This is a genomic window from Pseudoalteromonas sp. SG43-5 (assembly GCF_014164345.1).
Taxonomy (GTDB): Bacteria; Pseudomonadota; Gammaproteobacteria; order Enterobacterales; family Alteromonadaceae; genus Pseudoalteromonas; species Pseudoalteromonas distincta.
Map to the genome: position 1 here is coordinate 99,807 of NZ_JACJFA010000011.1, position 18,874 is coordinate 118,680.

Genomic DNA, 18,874 nt, shown 5'->3' on the forward strand with positions numbered 1-18,874 from the left:
CCTAATCAGTTCGTTTTTTTGCACGAGGGTGAGTGTTGTCGTACACCTTGGCTAAATGTTGAAAATCTAAATGCGTATACACTTGTGTAGCCGACAAACTGCTGTGCCCTAGTAACTCTTGCACGGCGCGTAAATCACCAGATGATTCTAAAATATGTGACGCAAACGAGTGGCGCAGCTTATGCGGATGAACCTGCGAGCTAATGCCTTGTTTTATTCCCCACTCTTGCATGCGTAGGCGCACTTGGCGAATCGAAATACGGTTTTTTTGGCTACTTAAAAATACTGCTATTTCATCGGGCTTTGCAAACTGAGGGCGTATTGTGAGCCATTTTTTTAATGCGTCTAACGCTTTTTTGCCCACCGGAATTAATCGCTCTTTATTACCTTTACCACGCACTAAAATTTCACCATTGGCAGCGCTAATATCTTGCATGTTAGCGCCAACTAACTCGCTTATACGCAGCCCTGAAGAATACATTAACTCCATCATTGCTTTATCTCTAATTGCGAGAGGTTCGTCGTCGGGTATTTCGAGCAAGCGTGCCATTTGATCTACATCGAGATTTTTAGGTAGGGGCTTTGCAAACTTAGGGCCTTTTATACCTATTGCCGGATTATGGTAATGCGATTGCTCGGCAATATTTTTTGCTTTTAAAAACTTATATAAGCTGCGAATACAACTGAGCTTTAAGCTAATTGTACGGCCACTTAATTGCTTTGATCGCAGTGCCATGCTGTAGCGGCGAATATGTTCGCCTTGTACGCCAAACCAGTCATCACATAGTTTGCTAAAATAAAGGGCTGCAAAGCCAAGTTGGCTTACGTATTGATTAACTGTGTGCGCTGAATATTGTTTTTCAAACTTTAAATAATCGCTAAATAGCGTTATGGGTGTACGCCAGTGGTCGCTTAGCGCGGTAATATTAGGCGCATCGTCACTCATGCTAGTTTTTGTAACCGCAGGTGTAATGCGTTTATAAAGTCGAGCACAAACAGGTTATCTTGCGCGGGCTCAAAATGGTTTACGTTATTGCTACCAAACGCCAAAATAGCGATAGGGTGCTTGGTGTCGCCAATTAAATAAATAGCGACGGATTGTGTATCTTCACTAAATAATTGTTCGCGCTCTTGTTTATTAATTCGCCCTAAATAATGCCCAGAATGGGTAAGGCGATGCGCAATAAGCTCGTCGTACTCGGGATTATATTTTACTAATTTGCAGTCGTTAACATCTTCACTTGAGCAGATTATATTGCGTAGATTATTTGCAAGAGTGTCAAAGTCGTCATGATTCCAAAGCTGGCGATGACATTGGCTAAACAAACGATATACGAGCTCGTTTTGCGTTGCATGCTTGCTCATAGCATCTATTTGGCTTTTTAAAAGCGTGTTGTGCTCGCGTAATTGACGTTGCTGAATATGTACTAGTGACGTTGCACCTTGAGCTTGCTGTTGCAGCTCAAGTTGTGCGAGTAGCTCGGGGTGATGAACTAAAAAGTCAGGATGTTGCTGTAAGTAATTAATAATCTGCTCTGTACTTAGCTCGCTCATAGTGCTACTTGTCCGTCGAAAACATGCTCTGCGGGACCAGTCATACGTACCGGGTGACCTTCACCACTCCAGCGCACTTGCAAAGTACCGCCCGGCAAATCTACTTGAACGGTTGTTGATAATTTATTTTGCATATGACCAATCACCATTGCTGCACACGCACCTGTGCCACAGGCTAGGGTTTCGTTAACGCCACGCTCCCACACTCTTAGCTTAATGTGTTCTTGCGATACAACCTGCATAAAGCCAATGTTCGCTTTTTGGGGAAAGCGTTCATGGTTTTCAAGTAATGGACCCAATATATCAACTTGCGCGGTGGTTACGTCGTCAACCTCTAGCACGCAATGCGGGTTACCCATAGATACCGCGCCACTAAATACAGTGTGTTCTTGCGTTCTAATAATATAAGTAAGCTCGCGTTTGCTGGCTTTTAACGGAATTTTACTTGGCTCAAAATTAGGATGGCCCATGTTAACAGTTACTTGACCGTCTTTTTCTATGTAGAGCGTTAAGTTGCCCGACTTAGTCGATACACTAATTTTGTGCTTGTTAGTAAGGCCTTTCATGCGTACAAAGCGGGCAAAACAGCGTGCGCCGTTACCGCATTGTTCTACTTCGGTACCATCGGCATTAAAAATTCGATAATGAAAGTCGAGATCAGGTGAATATGGTGCTTCAACCATCAGCAATTGGTCAAAGCCAATGCCAAAGTGGCGATCTGCCAGTTTTTTGATTTGGTCTCGCGACAAAAAAACATTTTGTGTAATGTTATCAATCACAACAAAGTCGTTACCTAAGCCGTGCATTTTGGAAAAATTAACTAACATAGCGCTCTAATTCGGTTTTGCTCTGTGCTAATCATGCCACAGAGCAGCTAGTAGACAAAAACGTTTATGGTAAAACTTTCTCACCTTGATAAAGGCTTTCAATAGTTTCGCGTTCACGAATAAGGTGATGCTGCTGACCATCTACCATAATTTCTGCAACACGCGGGCGCGAGTTGTAGTTTGAGCTCATTGTAAAGCCATATGCACCCGCACTTCGTTGTGCAAGTAAATCGCCTTGTTTGAGTGCAAGTTCGCGGTCTTTTCCTAAAAAGTCGCCGGTTTCGCACACCGGACCCACAATATCAAAGTTGTGAGTAGGTGTTTCGTCGTCGCGAACGGATACCGGAATAATTTTTTGCCACGCTTGATAAAGCGCAGGGCGAAGCATATCGTTCATACCAGCATCTACAATTGCAAAAAACTTGTCTTGGTTTTGTTTGATAAATTCAACTTGAGTGACCAAAATACCTGCGTTAGCTGCAATAGCGCGCCCTGGTTCAAAAATAAGTTCAAGATGTTTGTAGTTAGCTAAGCGTTCGGTAACTTGCGCTGCATATTCACTTGGGTGTGGTGGTTGCTCGTTGTCGTATGGCACACCTAAACCGCCGCCAATATCTAAATGAGTTAGCTCAATACCGTTAGTTTTTAGCTCATCAATAAGCGCCATTAATTTATCAAGGGCTTCTAAAAAAGGTCTAACTTGCGTTAATTGAGAGCCAATATGGCAATCGACACCAATTACTTTTAAACCAGGTAAAGCCGCTGCTTGTTGATAAACACTCACTGCTGTTTGAATATCAATACCAAATTTATTTTCTTTTAAACCGGTAGAAATATACGGATGTGTCTTTGCATCTATGTCTGGGTTTACGCGAATAGAAATAGGCGCTTCTAGGTTAAGCTCGCAAGCCACTTCAGAAATACGCTCAAGCTCAGACGCCGACTCTACATTAAAACATTTAATGCCCAGTTTTAATGCGTAAGCTATTTCGTCAGACGTTTTAGCCACGCCTGAAAAAACCACTTTAGAAGCATCGCCTCCCGCTTTAATTACACGCGCTAGTTCACCTTTAGATACAATATCGAAACCCGATCCTAAGCGCGCTAATATATTAAGTACGGCAATATTTGAGTTTGCTTTTACAGCGTAACATACCAAGCTTTTATGATTTTTAGTGGCGTTAGCAAATGCTAAGTAATGGCGCTCAAATGTAGCACGCGAGTATACATAACACGGCGTGCCGTATTGCTGCGCTATGCTTGCTACGCTGACGTCTTCGGCAAATAATTGGTTGTTTTTGTAGTTAAAATAATCCATTTATTGCTCCTGACTTTGCGATGCTTTAGCTTGCTCAGCGGTAGTGGCTGGTTTAGCTGTATTTTGAGGTTGGTTTTGCTCTGTTTGTTGCTCTGGTAAATATAACGGACCGCTTTGTCCGCAGCCAGCTAAGGCGCTTAACAGTACAGTGCTTATTAATAGTCTTTTTAATTGTAAGGTATGTGTCGCTTTCATTAGATTAATACGGTTGCTGGCTTTATAATCGCAGAGTAACAGAATATCTAAAAAATGCAGCTATTCGCGGATGATTTTATTCCTGTTACACTAGCTGCACATTTTTAAAGCTAATTTAAAGCTAAAACGTACCCAATATTAGGCGGCTCGCCTGCAAAGGAAATAACAATGACTGAACACGAATATCACCAATTAGCCGAAGCTCTTATGTTCACTATTGAAGAGCAGGTTGATGATTGCGAAGCTGATTTAGATTATGAATCGGCACAAGGTATTTTAGAAATTATTTTTCCTGATAAAAGTAAAATAGTGATCAATAAGCAAGCACCTCTTCATCAAGTATGGGTTGCGACTAAGTTTAACGGACATCATTTTGAAATGCGTGATGGGTTATGGATTGATAACCGCTCTGGCGCTGAATTTTGGGCGTTTATAAATGAAGCCTCAACTCGCCAAGCAGGCCAAGAAGTTAAGTGGCAATCATCACTATGAGTTTAGAATTTGTAGAATATGCAGCCCAAAGTGAACATAAAGCAACGGTTATTTGGTTACATGGTTTAGGTGACTCTGGGGATGGTTTTGCGCCAGTAGCCCCGCAGCTAAATTTACCAAGCGAGCTTGGTATACGGTTTATTTTTCCGCATGCGCCAGTGCAACCGGTCACCATAAATGGTGGCATGGAAATGCGCTCTTGGTACGATATTAAGTCTATAGAATTAGATAAGCGTGCCGATGAACAAGGCGTAAGAGATTCTGCTGCAAAGGTAGAAGAGTTAATTAATAAAGAAATTGCTAATGGCATTCCTGCTAATAAAATAATTTTAGCTGGTTTTTCTCAAGGTGGTGTTGTGTCTTTGCATTTAGCGCCGCGCTTTGAGCAAAAGCTTGGGGGTGTTATGGCGCTTTCTACTTATATGTGTGTGCCACACAAATTTGCTGATGAAGCAAAACATACTGATTTAAACGTATTTATGGCTCATGGTAGCCAAGATAACGTTGTACCGCACAGTGCGGGTAGAAATGCGTTTGAAGTATTAACAGCACATAACATGGATGTAAGCTGGCAAGAATATCCAATGGCTCATCAAGTTTGCGCAGAAGAATTGCAAGCTATTCGCCAATGGTTAATTGCTCGTTTAAGCTAATTTTGGAACCGCTGAGGTCAATATGAGTCAAAAAATAGTTATAAAAGCAAATGTTAAACGCGAATTACAACAGAGCGTACCAACGGTAAGCTACGAGTGGAATTGGCGTCGTATTGTGAGTATTGCTATGTTGGTATTAATGACCTCTGCAGCAGTTGTTTATGGCTTAACCACCTCTGTTAATGCAGAGCAAGGTGAGCACCCAAATGAGCAGGAACAATTCTTAAATTTCAGCAGTAACGCTGAAAACCAAACAAGCGATGAGGTAATGGATGTTGAGCCTCAATCATCAGGAATCAATACCCCTGCTGAGTCTGTAGAGGTAACTCAAGCGAGTATTGAACCTTTGTTAGCTGAGCAAAATGAGACTCAACTAAGCATTTCAAGTAATACACCTGCCGAAGTAGACCTTGTAAATAATCCCCCGGCTTTGTTGGCTAACAACGATATTGTTACTGATCAAAGCGAAAGTATTAATACAGAGTTAAACTCAAACCTTGATAATGATGTGCAAGAAGAAACCGCAGAAGCCCAAAACGTAACTGAGCCTGCAAGTCAAAGTGACTTACTTTTAGAGTTAGAAAGTGATGATGGCGCATTGAGTGGCACTGAAGGTTTTTCCTCTACAGCACATGTGGCAAGTGTGGCATTGGGGGCGCAAATAGACACGGGTAAAATTAGTCGCGCGGTACTTACTCGTAAAGTAAGTAAGCGTGAGCCTACTAATGTGTTTGCTGCTGATATTAGGTTAAGCCAGTTTGAGGAAGGGTTATCGTTTTTTAGCGAGATTAAAAACCTTCAAGGCCAGCAAGTTAAGCATGTTTGGTCGTTTGAAGGTGAAACGATGGCTGAAATTACACTTAATGTTACTTCGCCTCGTTACAGAACGTACTCAACAAAAAATATAATGAACACACAAACAGGTCATTGGCGTGTTGATGTAGTTGATGAGCAAGGTAATTTAATTGCCCAAAAAGAATTTAGAATTTTAGCTGACTAAAACTGGCTAAACGCAGTAATTAATTGGATACCCCTATGACAGAAAAAACAAAATTAGTACGCATCGCAACGCGCAAAAGCGCTCTAGCACTTTGGCAGGCCGAATTTGTAAAAGCAGAGCTTGAGCGTTTTCATGCAGATGTGCGCGTAGAATTAGTCCCAATGTCGACGCAAGGGGATATAATTTTAGATACGCCATTGGCTAAAATTGGCGGTAAAGGCTTATTTGTTAAAGAACTAGAGCAAGCAATGTTAGATGGCCGAGCTGACATTGCCGTACATTCTATGAAAGATGTGCCAGTAGAGTTTCCTCAAGGGCTAGCACTGCATACTATTTGTGAGCGTGAGGATCCACGCGATGCGTTTGTATCAAACAATTTTGCTAATTTAAGTGAGCTACCACAAGGCGCTATTGTTGGTACTTCGAGCCTACGCCGCCAGTGCCAAATTAAGGCACTTCGCCCTGATTTAGATATTCGTGATTTACGCGGCAATGTAAATACGCGTTTAGGTAAATTAGATGACGGCCAATATGATGCTATTATTTTAGCGGCTGCAGGGCTTATTCGTTTAGAAATGGAGTCGCGTATTGCTGACTACATTGAGCCAGAAGTGTCATTACCAGCAAATGGTCAAGGCGCTGTAGGTATTGAATGTCGTATTGATGATGAAGTAACCAAAGCATTACTTGCACCACTTGAGCATACACAAACACGTATTCGCGTAAACGCAGAGCGTTCGATGAATCGCTATTTAGAAGGTGGTTGCCAAGTTCCTATTGGTGCTTATGCATTGGTTGATGGCGAACAAGTGCATTTACGTGGTTTAGTTGGTGCTGTTGATGGCAGCGAAATTTTACGTGACGAAGTAACAGGCCATGTAAATGACGCAGAAAAACTAGGTATTGAGCTTGCTAAAAAATTACTAGCTCAAGGTGCAGACAAAATACTAGCTGAAGTTTATAGAGACGCATAAATGACACATATTCTGATAACTCGGCCCGAAGGAAAAGGCGCAGCCCTTGCACAGCAACTTGAGCAAGCGGGTTATCAGGCGTCTTTATTTCCGGTATTAAAAATAACGCATTTAACACCCTCCAGCACTGAGCTTAGTCCACTATTAAATGCAGATAAAATAATATTTATATCGCAAGATGCAGTCAGTGCACTTTCGCAATTAAAACCAGATATAAATACCAAAGCGCAGTTTTATGCGGTTGGACAACAAACAGCCGATGTTATATATGAGCAATTTGGTGTGCGCGCAGCAGTACCAAAGCAGTATGATTCAGAAGGGTTACTTGCGCTTAAATCACTCGCCGAGGTGGATGGCTGTAATATAGTATTAGTTAAGGGCCAAGGTGGCCGCCCTGAGTTAGCTAAAACGCTCAAAGAGCGCGGTGCTTTTTTGAATAATTGTGTTGTGTACAAACGTGAACCGACAGAGAGTATTACCTCTAACTGGACAGACCACTGGAAAAGCCAGAATGTACACGGTATAGTCATAACAAGTAATGCAGCAGTTGATGCTATATTTAAAAGCCTTACTGCAGACCAACTACAATGGTTACAACAGTGCCGATTTTATGTTGCTAGCGAGCGTATAGCCGCTTATTTAAAGCTGCAACAGGTAAGTTCGGCTAATATACACATTGCAGCAGGGGCTAGCGATAATGCTATGTTTACCTGCATAAATCAGCAAGGTAGCAACATGAGCGAACAGTCAAAGCCAGTAACGGCAGAAAAAGCCACACCAACAATAGCTAACACGACCTCTGCTAAATCAACTAAGCAAGAGCCTACAGCTACAAAAAATACGGCAGACAAAAGTAAACAAAAAATAAGTAAGGTTGCAGTACTTGCGCTTCTTATTTCGTTAATTGTGGCCTCTGGTGTTGGATACGAGTTTTATCAAAAATTAAATGCTGGTAAGGCGCAAAACCTAGCCGTTAATGAGTTAAGCGAGCAAAATAAGTTACTCACCCAGGAGCTGCAAGCACTTAAATCGGCGCAATCTAATTTGCAACAAGCGCTGTTTAATAGTGAAGAAAAAGTTGCCGCAGCCCTAAATGAAAGTGCAGTTCAAAATCAGCAAGAACTAAAAGCGGCTTTGCAAAAGGCGCAGCAACAAGGCTCATCGTTAAACCCGCAAGAAGTAACCAGCTTACAGCGTATGGCTGAGTTTAAACTATGGGCTGAAAAAGACTACCAAGGCACTAGTGCTGTTTTAAAGCGCTTAGATGGATTACTTAGTGAACATCCAGGAACAGTTGAAGTTCGCCAAGCGATTATGCAAGATATACAAACACTTGATAGCCTTAAACCTATTGCAACAGAGGCTATTTATTTACAGCTAAACAGTGTACTAAGCAGTATTGACGACTTAGTTTTTAATGCAGTTAATTTACCAGAAGAAGCAGCTGCAATAGATGAAAATGCTTTAAGTGGTGACGTGAGTGATTGGCAGCAAAACTTGAGTAATAGCTGGAATAAAATTGTGGATAGCTTTATTACTATTCGTCAGCACGAGGGTGTTTCCATTGAGCCATTACTTACGGATCAAGAGCGCCATTTAATAAATCAACGAATCAAGCTTAATATAACTCAGGCACAAGATGCACTTATGAGTAAGCAGGCGAGTATTTTCTTTAGCGCCTTAAGTGAAGCAAAACGTTTAGTTGGTGAGTACTTTAAGCAAGACGATGATACAACTAAAACGGTACTTAAAGCGTTGTCTAAACTTGAAAAAGAGCAGCTTAACTTTAATCCAAAAGTAACCTTAAACAGTACACAAAAGGTTAAGGAGTGGGCGCAATGATAGGGCTAATTATTTTAATTGTAGCTATTGTTGTTGTACTAGCGGTTACTCCATTTGTTCTAGATGAAAAAGGTTATGTACTTATTTCATTTAACAATACGACGATAGAAGGCACGATAGTATCGTTTTGTATAATGGCAGTCATTACCGCTGTTGTTTTATATTTAACATATAAGTTAATTCGTTATTTATTATCGATTTATCATAATACTAAGCATGGCTTTTTTGCACGTAGCCAAGAGCGCAAACAAGCAGCTATTGAGCAGGCTCTTTGGAGTGCTATTAATGATGATTACGAGCACGTAGAACAGGCTTTATCGGGTAATAGCGTACCAGATAAGTTTGAAGATATTCGCTTAGCATTACTTGCAAAAGCAGCGCTTGCTAATAATCAAACAGATAAAGCACTTGAGCGTTTATTTGAAATAAGCCCAGAGCATCAATTAAAAGTAGCAAAGCTATGGTTGGCAAGTGGCGATAGTAGTGCGATTGAATCACAAATGCGTATTAGCGCAGAAGCTAAAAAAGCCACCGCACTTGAGTTAAAACTTTATGCAGAAGTATTAGTACAGCAACAACACTTTGGTGCGCTGGAAGACTTTTTGCCGCGTTTACTGCGCAAAAAAGCACTTACTGATGCACAGTGGACGCAGTTATTTAGTGCTTATTTTAATGCGTTAGATGCAGACAAGCTGGGTGAAAAATATAAACAGCTGCCTAAAAAGCTGCAAGCTCATGCCCACACCGCATATTTAATGCAAATGGCGCAAGCAGGTCAATTGGCTGTTATTGAAAGTGACTTAATTAAGATGGTTAAGCATAGTGAGCAACACTTAGAGCTTGCAAATATATTAAGTAAAGCAACAGCAGCCGATGCAGCTAAGTTGCAAATAAGCATTCAAGAACGGCTTAAGAAGGATGATTCAAATAATTCACTATTACTTGCGCTAGCTTGCCTTGCTAATGCTAAGGGTGATTATGACTTAGCAGCTAGAATATTTGATAAAGCACTGAATAGTGAAAATAAAAAACAGTTCTCTGAACAAGCTGTGTTGAGTTATAAAAATAGTGCACAGGCAGAAAAGGCGCTCGTTTTATATCAATAAATGACTACACTATAACTACTTAGCATTTTTTGTAGTTCAGGAGCACAAGCTTTGAGAAAGTTTTTAATATTAACCCTTAGCTTGGCTTGTGCTTACTTCTTTACAGGATACTTTAGCAACTCACTTCTTTCTGTAGATGGCTATGCGGTCGCCTCCTGGCCGCCCTCAGGAATTGCTTTAGCGAGCTTTTTAATTTGGGGACGTAAGTCATTTATTGGCCTTATTATTGGGGCTTTTTGTACTAACTTAATTCATCTTGAACGCACCGTAGATATTTTTCATTTTATTGTTCTTTTACAAGCTATAGGCATTACTTTAGCCTCTGTTTTACAGGCTTGGATTGGCCGACAAATTATAGTGAATGTTATAAAAGCGCCGTTGGATTTATCTTCTTTAAAACACAGTGTTCAAAGCTTAATAGTAGCGGGGCCAATATGTTGTGTTATTGCTGCAGGTGTAGGAACAAGTTTATTAGCATTGAATAATGTGATTCCGACCAATGCTATTTTTGATAACTTTATAGCATGGTGGATTGGCGACAGTATTGGCGTACTTATATTTACACCTTTAGTACTCGCCGCTTTTAATTACACACAAGTACGCCACCGTATGCTGGTAATTTTACCCTCGCTATTAATTTACATACTGATCAGCGTTAGTTTTTATGGCGCTGCTAGTGTTAAAAAAGAAAAAGATATTCAAAAGCAAGAAGCCAAAATACTTTCTGTGCAAAATGCTATAAGCCAAAAGCTTGATGGTATTACTGCTCATTTAGGCTTATTAGCTACATATTTTGCTAGTAGCAGTGACGTGGATTTTAAAGAGTTTAAACAATTTACTTCAAAGCAGTTGGGCTACAGCCAAGAAATTTTAGCATTTGAATGGATACCTTATATACCAGCAAATAAACTCGCAGATTTTGAAATGCATGAAAATCCAGCCACAGGCAAACCTCTATACATAAAAGAAAAGTCACTAGATGGAGCTTGGCAACCAGCAGGTACGCGTAGTAATTACTTTCCAGTAAAGTACGTATATCCCTTAAAAGGTAATGAAGATGTTTTAGGGTTTGATTTAGCTTCTAGTAAAGTAAGAGGTGCAGCGCTTAGCAAAGCGAAAGAGCTTAATGAACTTGCACTAAGTGAGCCAATTAACTTGGTCCAAAATACAGCCGAACACGGTGTGCTTTTTTTATATCCTGTTTTTAGAGAGTCCTCTACCGAAGATGATTTTCAAGGCTTTGTGGCAGCGATAGTCAGTCTGAAACGCTTATCGCAAACACTATTATTTGATCACAACAGCTCAATTTCAGCTAGTTTTTTTGATACAACGATACCAGGGAAAAAGCAGGCAATTTATATTGCAGATACCGCTAATTCGCAAGCGCTATTTAAAGAATATCAATTGTTGATTGGCAAACGTATGTGGCAGGTTGAGTTATATGAGCCAATAGTTAGAACGTCTTGGTTAGTATATTGGCTTGCACAAATAGTAGGTATGTTGTTTGTGTGGTTATTGATTACATTTTTGATTTCAGTTACTGGTACAAACATACAAATTCGCGAACAAGTGGCCAAGCAAACACATACACTACGCAAAGAAAAACAAAAAGCAGATGAAGCGAGTCATATAAAGGGGCAGTTTTTAGCAAACATGAGCCACGAAGTCCGCACCCCTATTAACGGTATAAAAGGGCTGCATTATTTAGCGCTCCAGCAAAACGATTGGCAACAAGCTAGAAGTTACATAGAGCAAGCAGATGGGGCACTTGGTGTTTTACTGAGGGTATTAAACGATGTGCTCGACTTTTCAAAAATGGAAGCAGGCAAGCTAGACTTAATGCAAGAGCCTATTAATGTAGCGAGTTTAGCTGATGAAATGCTTAATTTACTTCAATTTGAGGCTGATATTAAATCAATAAAGTTAAGTCTCGATTTTGATAAAACATCAAATTTGGTCATTAATACCGATCCAATCCGCTTAAAACAAGTGCTGCTGAACCTGCTCAATAATGCGGTTAAATTTACAGGGGAAGGTGAAATCACTCTGAAAATTTGGCAATCGAAAAAAATGACTTATTTTAGTATTAACGATACGGGTATTGGTATTAGTAGCGAAGCACAAAAACAATTGTTTAAACCGTTTGCACAAGCTGATAGCTCAACCTCACGCCAATATGGTGGTACAGGCTTAGGGTTAAGTATTTGCAAAAAACTGGTTGAGTTAATGGGTGGTGCAATTGATTTAGTTAGTTATGAAGGTAAAGGCTCTACATTTACATTTAGTTTGCCGCTAATATCGCCTTTACCAAAGGCAGAGCAAATTCAGCAGCAATACAACGAAATAGACGTAAGTACATTATCATTTACAGGCTATAAATTACTTTTAGTAGAAGATAATCCACTTAATCAGCATGTTGCTAATGCTATTTTAAAAACGAAAGGCTGTATTGCCGACATTGCTAACGATGGTTTTGAAGCCATAGAAAAGCTAGCCGAAAATAGCTACGACATTGTGCTTATGGATATTCAAATGCCAAAAATGGATGGACTCAAAGCAACAAAAGTAATTCGTCGTGATTTAGAGTTAATTGATTTACCCATAATAGGGCTATCGGCGAACGCCCATGACGATGACGTTAAAAAGGCACTAGCCTGTGGAATGAATGGCTATATTACCAAACCTATTGATGCAAATACGCTTTTTAAAACTCTTTGGCATCACTTATCAGGAAAATAAGCCATATCATTTTTTTGCACAAAAAGCAGACATATGACCGCTAAAACTTACCGCAAATCATATAGACTTGAAAAATAACTGTATCTGCGTATCATGCGCGCAAATTTAACTAAACTGGGTTGCTATTATGATCAATAGAAAATTACCTTTGCTAGATATTCACCGCCATTTAGACGGTAATGTACGTGCGCAAACCATATTAGAACTTGGTCGACAGTTTAATATAGAGCTACCTGCAGATAACGTTGAAGCATTAATCCCTCATGTTCAAGTTATTGATCCTGAACCAAACCTCATGGCTTTTTTACAAAAGTTAGATTGGGGAGTTACTGTGCTTGGCGACTACGATGCGTGTAGACGTATCGCAATTGAAAACATTGAAGATGCACAAGCACAAGGTCTTGATTATGTGGAGCTTCGATTTAGCCCTTACTACATGGCACAAAGCCAAGGTTTACACCCAGAAGGCGTTGCAGAGGCAGTTGTTGATGGTATTAAATCAGCAACAAAGGGCGCAAATATAAAAGCTAACTTGATTGGTATTTTATCGCGTACTTATGGCGTAAAAACGTGTCAAAAAGAGCTTGATGCATTACTCGCATTTAAAAATGATTTAGTCGCTGTTGATTTAGCCGGTGACGAAATTGGTTTCCCGGGTGAGTTGTTTGTAGAGCACTTTAAACAAGTACGAAATGCGTATTTAGCTTCGACTATTCATGCTGGAGAAGCACTTGGCGCTCCAAGTATTTGGCAAGCAATTAATGAGTTGGGTGCGAGCAGAATAGGGCATGGCGTTAAAGCAATTGAAGATCCAAAACTAATGGATTATTTACGCGATAACCGTATTGGTATTGAGTCATGCTTAACAAGTAATATTCAAACCAGTACAGTAAACGATTTAACTAAGCACCCACTTAAACAGTTTTTAGATCATGGTATTTTAGCGTGTATTAATACTGATGATCCTGCGGTTGAAGGTATTGAAATTGAGTATGAATATACCGTTGCTGCACCTAAAGCAGGCTTATCTCAAGCTGATATGGAAAAAGCCCAAAAAAATGCGTTAGAAATAGCATTTTTAAGCGATGGCGATAAAAAAGAACTTTTATCACTCGTTAGCGCACGTTAATGTAAGAGCATTAAAAATGCCGCTTTATATAAGCGGCATTTTTGTATCTGCAATTTAGTGTGTTTGGCAGCTTATGTAATTATCGTAAAGTGCTTTAAGTACATCTGCTCGGCTGATCATACCGATTACTTTAATGCCCTCTACAACAGGGTAGTTTTTTGGTTTACCAGGCTGCATCTGCTGTGCAAGCTCAATAATGTTGGTATCGCCGCTGACGGTCACTACCTCTGTTTGCATAAGCTGCGATACTTTAACCATCCCATCACAAAAATAACTGCTTTGCGTAAGTGGTTGTAACAGCTCTTGCTCTGATATAAATCCAACTAAGCATTTATCTTTATCAAATACTGGTGCGCCAAGTAGTTTAAATTTTTGTAGTTCTGCTATGGCTGTCGTCATTTCTGTATCTGGTGTGATATTTGGCAACTTGCGTTGCATAAAATCTTTTACTTTTGTATTTAGCATTTGGGTCTCTCCCGCTGATGTTCTATACAAAGTATGGTTTATAGATAGGGATTTAGGAAATTGTTTATATTGATGGAGTTGATAGGTTTTAACTATTAAATATTTATTGTTATAAAAATAAAGGCACCGATTAGGTGCCTTTATTTATAACTGAAAGTAAATTTCAATTATTTGATAAATGCGAATGCATCTGCGTACATGTTTTCACGAATTGCACCATGAGTAATAAAGTCATCACGGACAATACCTATCATGTCAAAACGACCTGCCATATAAATATCGTATGGTTCTAGTGACACAATATCTTGCATTACTGCTTTGTGTACGTAGCCAGTGTGTCCTTGCCAATTAGCAGATGGATTTTCTACTACAGGAATAAACTTAAAGTTCTCATGGCTATCTGCCCATGCTTGCATTTCTGTGTGTGCGTATAAAGCAGATTCTTCTTTTACGCCCCAGTAAAACAACACAGGACGGTCGCATTTTATTTCAGCTAAATGATCAGCCATTGATTTTGCGTATGAAAAACCAGTACCACCGGCGAGTAAAATAATAGGGCGCTCACATTGCAGGCGCAACTGTGAAATACCCAAGCCAGCTTCAATGTCTACTAACTGCCCTGTGGTATGGGCGTTTCGTAAATGCTCTAACGATTGCATTGCATACGAATCGGCACCTGAGGCGCCAATATGCAGTTCTATTGCATCGCACTGTGAAGGGCGACTAGCTATAGAAAAAGCACGTTTGTCTTTTTCGCCTAATACGAGTTGCATGTATTGGCCAGCTTCAAAGGTCACAGGTTGTTGTGGCTTTAAAATTACTTTATGAACAAATTCTGTAAGTGGGCTGATAGCTACAACTTCAGCTTTTAATGTTTGCATTTTTTACCTTTTAGCAGCGCTTTTAACAGCAGATACGCAATCGAATAGCTAGATTCTAGCATATCTGCAGGGTTATTTTATAGCCTGTTATGTACTTACATATAAACACTTAAAGAATATTAAGGCTTTCCCAAATATCATCTACGCGGTCTTTGGTGTCTTTATCCATAACAATAGGCTCGCCCCATTCGCGGGTGGTTTCGCCAGGCCATTTATTGGTAGCATCCATTCCCATTTTTGAACCAAGGCCAGAGACTGGCGATGCAAAATCGAGATAATCAATAGGTGTGTTTTCTATTAATGTTGTATCACGCGCTGGATCCATTCGGGTAGTTATAGCCCAAATAACATCTTCCCAATCGCGGGCGTTAACATCGTCATCGCAGACGATTACAAATTTGGTGTACATAAACTGACGTAAGAACGACCAAACACCCATCATCACGCGCTTAGCATGGCCTGGATATTGTTTTTTCATTGTTACAATCGCCATACGATATGAGCACCCTTCAGGCGGAAGGTAAAAGTCGACAATTTCAGGGAATTGCTTTTGTAGTATCGGCACAAACACTTCATTAAGTGCCACACCTAAAATAGCAGGCTCATCAGGCGGACGGCCGGTAAATGTGCTGTGATAAATAGGATCTTTACGATGCGTTAAATGAGTGACCGTCATTACTGGAAAGTCATCGACTTCATTATAGTAACCGGTATGGTCACCATAAGGGCCTTCTGGCGCCATTTCACTAGGCATTATGTAACCTTCAAGTACTATTTCTGCACTGGCAGGGACTTGTAGGTCATTTGAAATAGATTTTACAACTTCGGTTCTGCTGCCACGTAATAACCCAGCGAATGCATATTCGCTTAGAGTGTCAGGTACAGGCGTTACGGCACCTAATATAGTGGCAGGATCGGCACCTAATGCTACCGATACAGGGTAGGGTTGCCCTGGGTTTTCTTTACACCATTCTTGAAAATCAAGCGCGCCACCACGATGTGACAACCAGCGCATAATTATTTTATTTTTGCCTAATAATTGCTGGCGATAAATACCTAAATTTTGGCGCTTTTTATAAGGCCCTTTAGTAACGGTAAGGCCCCAAGTAATTAATGGTGCTGCATCACCTGGCCAGCAATGCTGAATAGGTAATTTAGTTAAATCTACATCATCACCTTCTAAAACTACTTGTTGGCAAGGCGCTTTTTTTACTTCTTTTGCAGGCATATTAAGCACTTGCTTAAAAATGGGTATAGCGCCTAGTGCTTCTTTAATACCCTTTGGTGGATCAGGTTCTTTTAAAAAAGCGAGTAGCTTACCCACTTCGCGAAGCTCGCTAACATCTGTTTGGCCCATGCCCATTGCTACGCGTTTTGGTGTACCAAATAAGTTGGTAAGCACCGGCATATCGTAGCCTTTTGGGTTTTCAAATAATAACGCTGGGCCTTTTGCACGCAATGTGCGATCAGATATTTCGGTCATTTCAAGATACGGGTCGATTTCTTGGGTGATACGTTTAAGTTCGCCTTTTTTTTCAAGCAAATCGATAAAATCACGTAGATCTTTATATTTCATTGTGGGCCGCTATTAAGCAAAAGAGTTAAAGTATTATACCCATTTCATGCAAGGCAAGTCATTACTTGCACTTAAAACTTAAAGCGCTCTACGGCACTCGTTAAAGAGTGTGCAAGTTGGTTTACGTCTTCACTTTCGCTTGCTAGGGTTGTCGCATTTTGGGCATTCAAGGTTGCTTGCTCTGTCACCTTTGCCATTATTTGTTGAATGTCGCCACTGTTAGTCAATTGCTCATGTGATGCATGAGCAATTTGCTCACTCATCTGATTAACAGACAACAATGTGCTTTTAATACGCTCTACGGCTTTATTTAGTTCAGTGCTGTTTTTAACACATTGCTTGGCTTGGTGTTGGCCATCAGTAATGTGTTCTTGAGTTGTTTTAGTGTGTTGTTGCAGTGTTTGGATCATGGTGTTTATTTCGCTAGTCGAGGTTTGTGTACGTGCAGCTAATGATCGAACCTCATCAGCAACTACAGCAAACCCGCGTCCGTTTTCACCCGCTCGCGCTGCTTCAATTGCAGCATTAAGTGCAAGTAAGTTAGTCTGCTCGGCAATGCTACTAATTGTTTCAACAATGGCTTCAATAAGCTGGGTGTACTGTGCGAGTTCTACTGTGCTGCCTACTGCTTTATCAAGGCGCTGCAATAAAGTTTCTATACTTAGACTATTTTGATTAGCAATCTCGTTTACATCATTTGCAAATTGCGATGCATTGGTTATTTCACTTGATGTTTTATCAGCTTGCTCATAAACCGCTTGTGAGTTGGTTAGCATATTTTGTGCAAGCGATGTTGCCTGCGCGCTTCGCTCTAACTGCTGTTGTGCAACAACCGTCATTTGCTGACCTTTTTCACTGGTTTTAATAGCGCTGCGGTCTAGTTCGTGGGCGTCGCTACTAATTGCACCAATTAGGTTAGTAAGGTCTTCACTGAGTTTATTTATGTTACTTAGCAAAGTACCAAATTCATCTTTACTACGTGGGTGGCTTCGCTTTGATAAATCACCTGAGGCGATTCGGGCTAAATCGCGGTTTACTTTTTTAAGCGGTTTTAGCATTGCGCGAGTTGTAAAAATAGAGATTGCGATAATCAATATAATTAAAACAATCGTAATAATTACTACAGAACTAATCCCTGTATTTATGGCGGCCTTTGCATTAGTTTGTAAGGCATTAAAGCGCTCATCAGCCAATTTATTAAGTTCAATAAGCTGACCTTCTGTTGTTATAAATTGCTGTTGAAAGTGTTCAAAATTTTGAGCCGCAGCAATAGCACTTTTGAGTACTTTATTTTGTTGGGCGTAAATTCCTGTATCGTTGTTAAGTAACTCTCTTAATTGATTAAACTTAGCCGTTAAATTTTTAGCATTAAACGCATTATCAAAAGGTAGCGCTTGTTGCTCTAAATAGGTGAAATTAGGTTGGATGTTATCTAGTAGAAATAGAGTATCTTGCTGATGACTATTTAAATCATTGATACTTGCAGTTTGAGTAATGCTTTTTATATTATTGCTTAAGTTAAACAATAAATCATCTATACGGGTCGCTGTTCCAAACATAGCATTAAGTAACGCCTGCTGTTTTACAGGCACTTCTAAAAGTTCTATATCAAGTAAGTTAGAACTTAAATTGTAAAGTTGCTCGTTAAACGTTGCTGATAATTCTATGGTGGAATTTTGCGCTACAAACTTACGCTCTTTAGCGCTAAACATTGCGACACTTACTTCAGTCAGTTGCTCGAAACCTGCGTTGGTACTGGTGAGTAAATTTTGCATTGTTATTTGTTGATTTAGTTGAGTGCTTAACAGATTGAGCATATCGCTAAATTGTTGTTGCTCAACTTGCGCCTGTTTTTTATTTTGTTGAAGTAAATCAAGGTTTTCTTGGCTGTAAGCTAAGGCGTTAAATTTGGTAATAGACAGTAATGATAGCCTTAAATCTTTGCTGAACTGTTGTACCGGAACCGCTAATTTTTCGGTTCGGGTATTGTTAACGCTAATTTTGTTTAATGACCAATAAAAAAATACACTACTTGTTAGCACCAATATGCCAATGGCTGTAAAGGCTAAAATTATTTTATGTTTGATCGCAATTGAACGCATAACTTCATCACAATAATGGGT

At 40.0% G+C, this 18,874-nt stretch carries 17 protein-coding genes; 8 read left to right on the forward strand and 9 right to left on the reverse strand.

What is annotated here, in order from left to right; all coding sequences use genetic code 11:
• Position 1 precedes the first annotated feature (1 nt).
• The 5 genes from H5161_RS12815 to H5161_RS12835 all read right to left on the reverse strand — a co-directional run bounded on the left by H5161_RS12815 (position 2) and on the right by H5161_RS12835 (position 3,894).
• Positions 2–946, reverse strand: coding sequence for a tyrosine recombinase XerC (locus tag H5161_RS12815; RefSeq protein ID WP_024594613.1), 945 nt, complete (start codon positions 944–946; stop codon positions 2–4).
• The gene (locus tag H5161_RS12820) at positions 943–1,554 is read right to left on the reverse strand and encodes a DUF484 family protein (protein ID WP_182696170.1); all 612 of its coding nucleotides are present in this window, start codon (positions 1,552–1,554) and stop codon (positions 943–945) included. The genes H5161_RS12815 and H5161_RS12820 overlap by 4 nt, the downstream gene beginning before the upstream one ends.
• The gene (gene dapF / locus H5161_RS12825; RefSeq protein WP_002960987.1) at positions 1,551–2,381 is read right to left on the reverse strand and encodes a diaminopimelate epimerase; all 831 of its coding nucleotides are present in this window, start codon (positions 2,379–2,381) and stop codon (positions 1,551–1,553) included. The genes H5161_RS12820 and dapF overlap by 4 nt, the downstream gene beginning before the upstream one ends.
• Before the next feature lie 64 nt (positions 2,382–2,445).
• The gene (gene lysA, locus H5161_RS12830) at positions 2,446–3,699 is read right to left on the reverse strand and encodes a diaminopimelate decarboxylase (protein WP_002960983.1); all 1,254 of its coding nucleotides are present in this window, start codon (positions 3,697–3,699) and stop codon (positions 2,446–2,448) included.
• Positions 3,700–3,894 (reverse strand): LPS translocon maturation chaperone LptM, encoded by a 195-nt coding sequence (locus H5161_RS12835; RefSeq protein ID WP_024594615.1) that lies wholly within the window; start codon positions 3,892–3,894, stop codon positions 3,700–3,702. It lies immediately after the preceding gene.
• Positions 3,895–4,062: 168 nt separating this feature from the next.
• Between H5161_RS12835 and cyaY the strand changes: the two genes are divergently transcribed.
• The 8 genes from cyaY (at position 4,063) to add (ending at position 13,829) form a co-directional block, all read left to right on the forward strand.
• Complete coding sequence (cyaY, locus tag H5161_RS12840) at positions 4,063–4,386, forward strand: iron donor protein CyaY (protein WP_002960979.1); 324 nt, start codon at positions 4,063–4,065, stop codon at positions 4,384–4,386.
• A complete protein-coding gene (locus H5161_RS12845; RefSeq protein ID WP_002960978.1) occupies positions 4,383–5,039 on the forward strand; it encodes an alpha/beta hydrolase in 657 nt (218 codons plus the stop codon). The genes cyaY and H5161_RS12845 overlap by 4 nt, the downstream gene beginning before the upstream one ends.
• 22 nt (positions 5,040–5,061) lie before the next feature.
• Positions 5,062–6,039 (forward strand): DUF2914 domain-containing protein, encoded by a 978-nt coding sequence (locus H5161_RS12850; protein ID WP_182769461.1) that lies wholly within the window; start codon positions 5,062–5,064, stop codon positions 6,037–6,039.
• A gap of 35 nt (positions 6,040–6,074) precedes the next feature.
• Positions 6,075–7,013, forward strand: a complete 939-nt coding sequence (gene hemC / locus H5161_RS12855) for a hydroxymethylbilane synthase (RefSeq protein WP_024594617.1) — start codon at positions 6,075–6,077, stop codon at positions 7,011–7,013.
• Positions 7,014–8,855 (forward strand): uroporphyrinogen-III synthase, encoded by a 1,842-nt coding sequence (locus tag H5161_RS12860; protein ID WP_182769462.1) that lies wholly within the window; start codon positions 7,014–7,016, stop codon positions 8,853–8,855.
• Complete coding sequence (locus tag H5161_RS12865) at positions 8,852–9,961, forward strand: heme biosynthesis HemY N-terminal domain-containing protein (RefSeq protein WP_182769463.1); 1,110 nt, start codon at positions 8,852–8,854, stop codon at positions 9,959–9,961. The genes H5161_RS12860 and H5161_RS12865 overlap by 4 nt, the downstream gene beginning before the upstream one ends.
• Before the next feature lie 51 nt (positions 9,962–10,012).
• Positions 10,013–12,700, forward strand: a complete 2,688-nt coding sequence (locus H5161_RS12870) for a CHASE domain-containing protein (protein ID WP_182769464.1) — start codon at positions 10,013–10,015, stop codon at positions 12,698–12,700.
• A gap of 127 nt (positions 12,701–12,827) precedes the next feature.
• Positions 12,828–13,829 (forward strand): adenosine deaminase, encoded by a 1,002-nt coding sequence (add, locus tag H5161_RS12875; protein ID WP_182769465.1) that lies wholly within the window; start codon positions 12,828–12,830, stop codon positions 13,827–13,829.
• 54 nt (positions 13,830–13,883) lie between these two features.
• On the opposite strand, the gene H5161_RS12880 is transcribed toward add, so the two are convergent.
• The 4 genes from H5161_RS12880 to H5161_RS12895 form a co-directional block, all read right to left on the reverse strand.
• The gene (locus tag H5161_RS12880; protein WP_138489806.1) at positions 13,884–14,294 is read right to left on the reverse strand and encodes a CBS domain-containing protein; all 411 of its coding nucleotides are present in this window, start codon (positions 14,292–14,294) and stop codon (positions 13,884–13,886) included.
• A gap of 167 nt (positions 14,295–14,461) precedes the next feature.
• The gene (gene fre, locus H5161_RS12885) at positions 14,462–15,175 is read right to left on the reverse strand and encodes an NAD(P)H-flavin reductase (RefSeq protein WP_149594663.1); all 714 of its coding nucleotides are present in this window, start codon (positions 15,173–15,175) and stop codon (positions 14,462–14,464) included.
• 109 nt (positions 15,176–15,284) lie between these two features.
• The gene (gene ubiD / locus H5161_RS12890) at positions 15,285–16,751 is read right to left on the reverse strand and encodes a 4-hydroxy-3-polyprenylbenzoate decarboxylase (protein WP_182769466.1); all 1,467 of its coding nucleotides are present in this window, start codon (positions 16,749–16,751) and stop codon (positions 15,285–15,287) included.
• Between the two features lie 71 nt (positions 16,752–16,822).
• Positions 16,823–18,853 carry a methyl-accepting chemotaxis protein gene (locus H5161_RS12895; protein ID WP_182769467.1) on the reverse strand — a complete coding sequence of 677 codons (2,031 nt, stop codon included), beginning with the start codon at positions 18,851–18,853 and terminating at the stop codon, positions 16,823–16,825.
• Between the last annotated feature and the right edge of the window lie 21 nt (positions 18,854–18,874).

Bases quoted from the DNA above. Each gene is read 5' to 3' on its own strand.
- lysA (WP_002960983.1), bottom strand. From the start codon at position 3,699: ATGGATTATTTTAACTACAAAAACAACCAATTATTTGCCGAAGACGTC.
- H5161_RS12895 (WP_182769467.1), bottom strand. From the start codon at position 18,853: ATGCGTTCAATTGCGATCAAACATAAAATAATTTTAGCCTTTACAGCC.
- H5161_RS12815 (WP_024594613.1), bottom strand. From the start codon at position 946: ATGAGTGACGATGCGCCTAATATTACCGCGCTAAGCGACCACTGGCGT.
- hemC (WP_024594617.1), top strand. From the start codon at position 6,075: ATGACAGAAAAAACAAAATTAGTACGCATCGCAACGCGCAAAAGCGCT.
- H5161_RS12850 (WP_182769461.1), top strand. From the start codon at position 5,062: ATGAGTCAAAAAATAGTTATAAAAGCAAATGTTAAACGCGAATTACAA.
- H5161_RS12860 (WP_182769462.1), top strand. From the start codon at position 7,014: ATGACACATATTCTGATAACTCGGCCCGAAGGAAAAGGCGCAGCCCTT.
- H5161_RS12880 (WP_138489806.1), bottom strand. From the start codon at position 14,294: ATGCTAAATACAAAAGTAAAAGATTTTATGCAACGCAAGTTGCCAAAT.
- dapF (WP_002960987.1), bottom strand. From the start codon at position 2,381: ATGTTAGTTAATTTTTCCAAAATGCACGGCTTAGGTAACGACTTTGTT.
- H5161_RS12835 (WP_024594615.1), bottom strand. From the start codon at position 3,894: ATGAAAGCGACACATACCTTACAATTAAAAAGACTATTAATAAGCACT.
- H5161_RS12845 (WP_002960978.1), top strand. From the start codon at position 4,383: ATGAGTTTAGAATTTGTAGAATATGCAGCCCAAAGTGAACATAAAGCA.
- H5161_RS12865 (WP_182769463.1), top strand. From the start codon at position 8,852: ATGATAGGGCTAATTATTTTAATTGTAGCTATTGTTGTTGTACTAGCG.
- cyaY (WP_002960979.1), top strand. From the start codon at position 4,063: ATGACTGAACACGAATATCACCAATTAGCCGAAGCTCTTATGTTCACT.
- add (WP_182769465.1), top strand. From the start codon at position 12,828: ATGATCAATAGAAAATTACCTTTGCTAGATATTCACCGCCATTTAGAC.
- H5161_RS12820 (WP_182696170.1), bottom strand. From the start codon at position 1,554: ATGAGCGAGCTAAGTACAGAGCAGATTATTAATTACTTACAGCAACAT.
- ubiD (WP_182769466.1), bottom strand. From the start codon at position 16,751: ATGAAATATAAAGATCTACGTGATTTTATCGATTTGCTTGAAAAAAAA.
- fre (WP_149594663.1), bottom strand. From the start codon at position 15,175: ATGCAAACATTAAAAGCTGAAGTTGTAGCTATCAGCCCACTTACAGAA.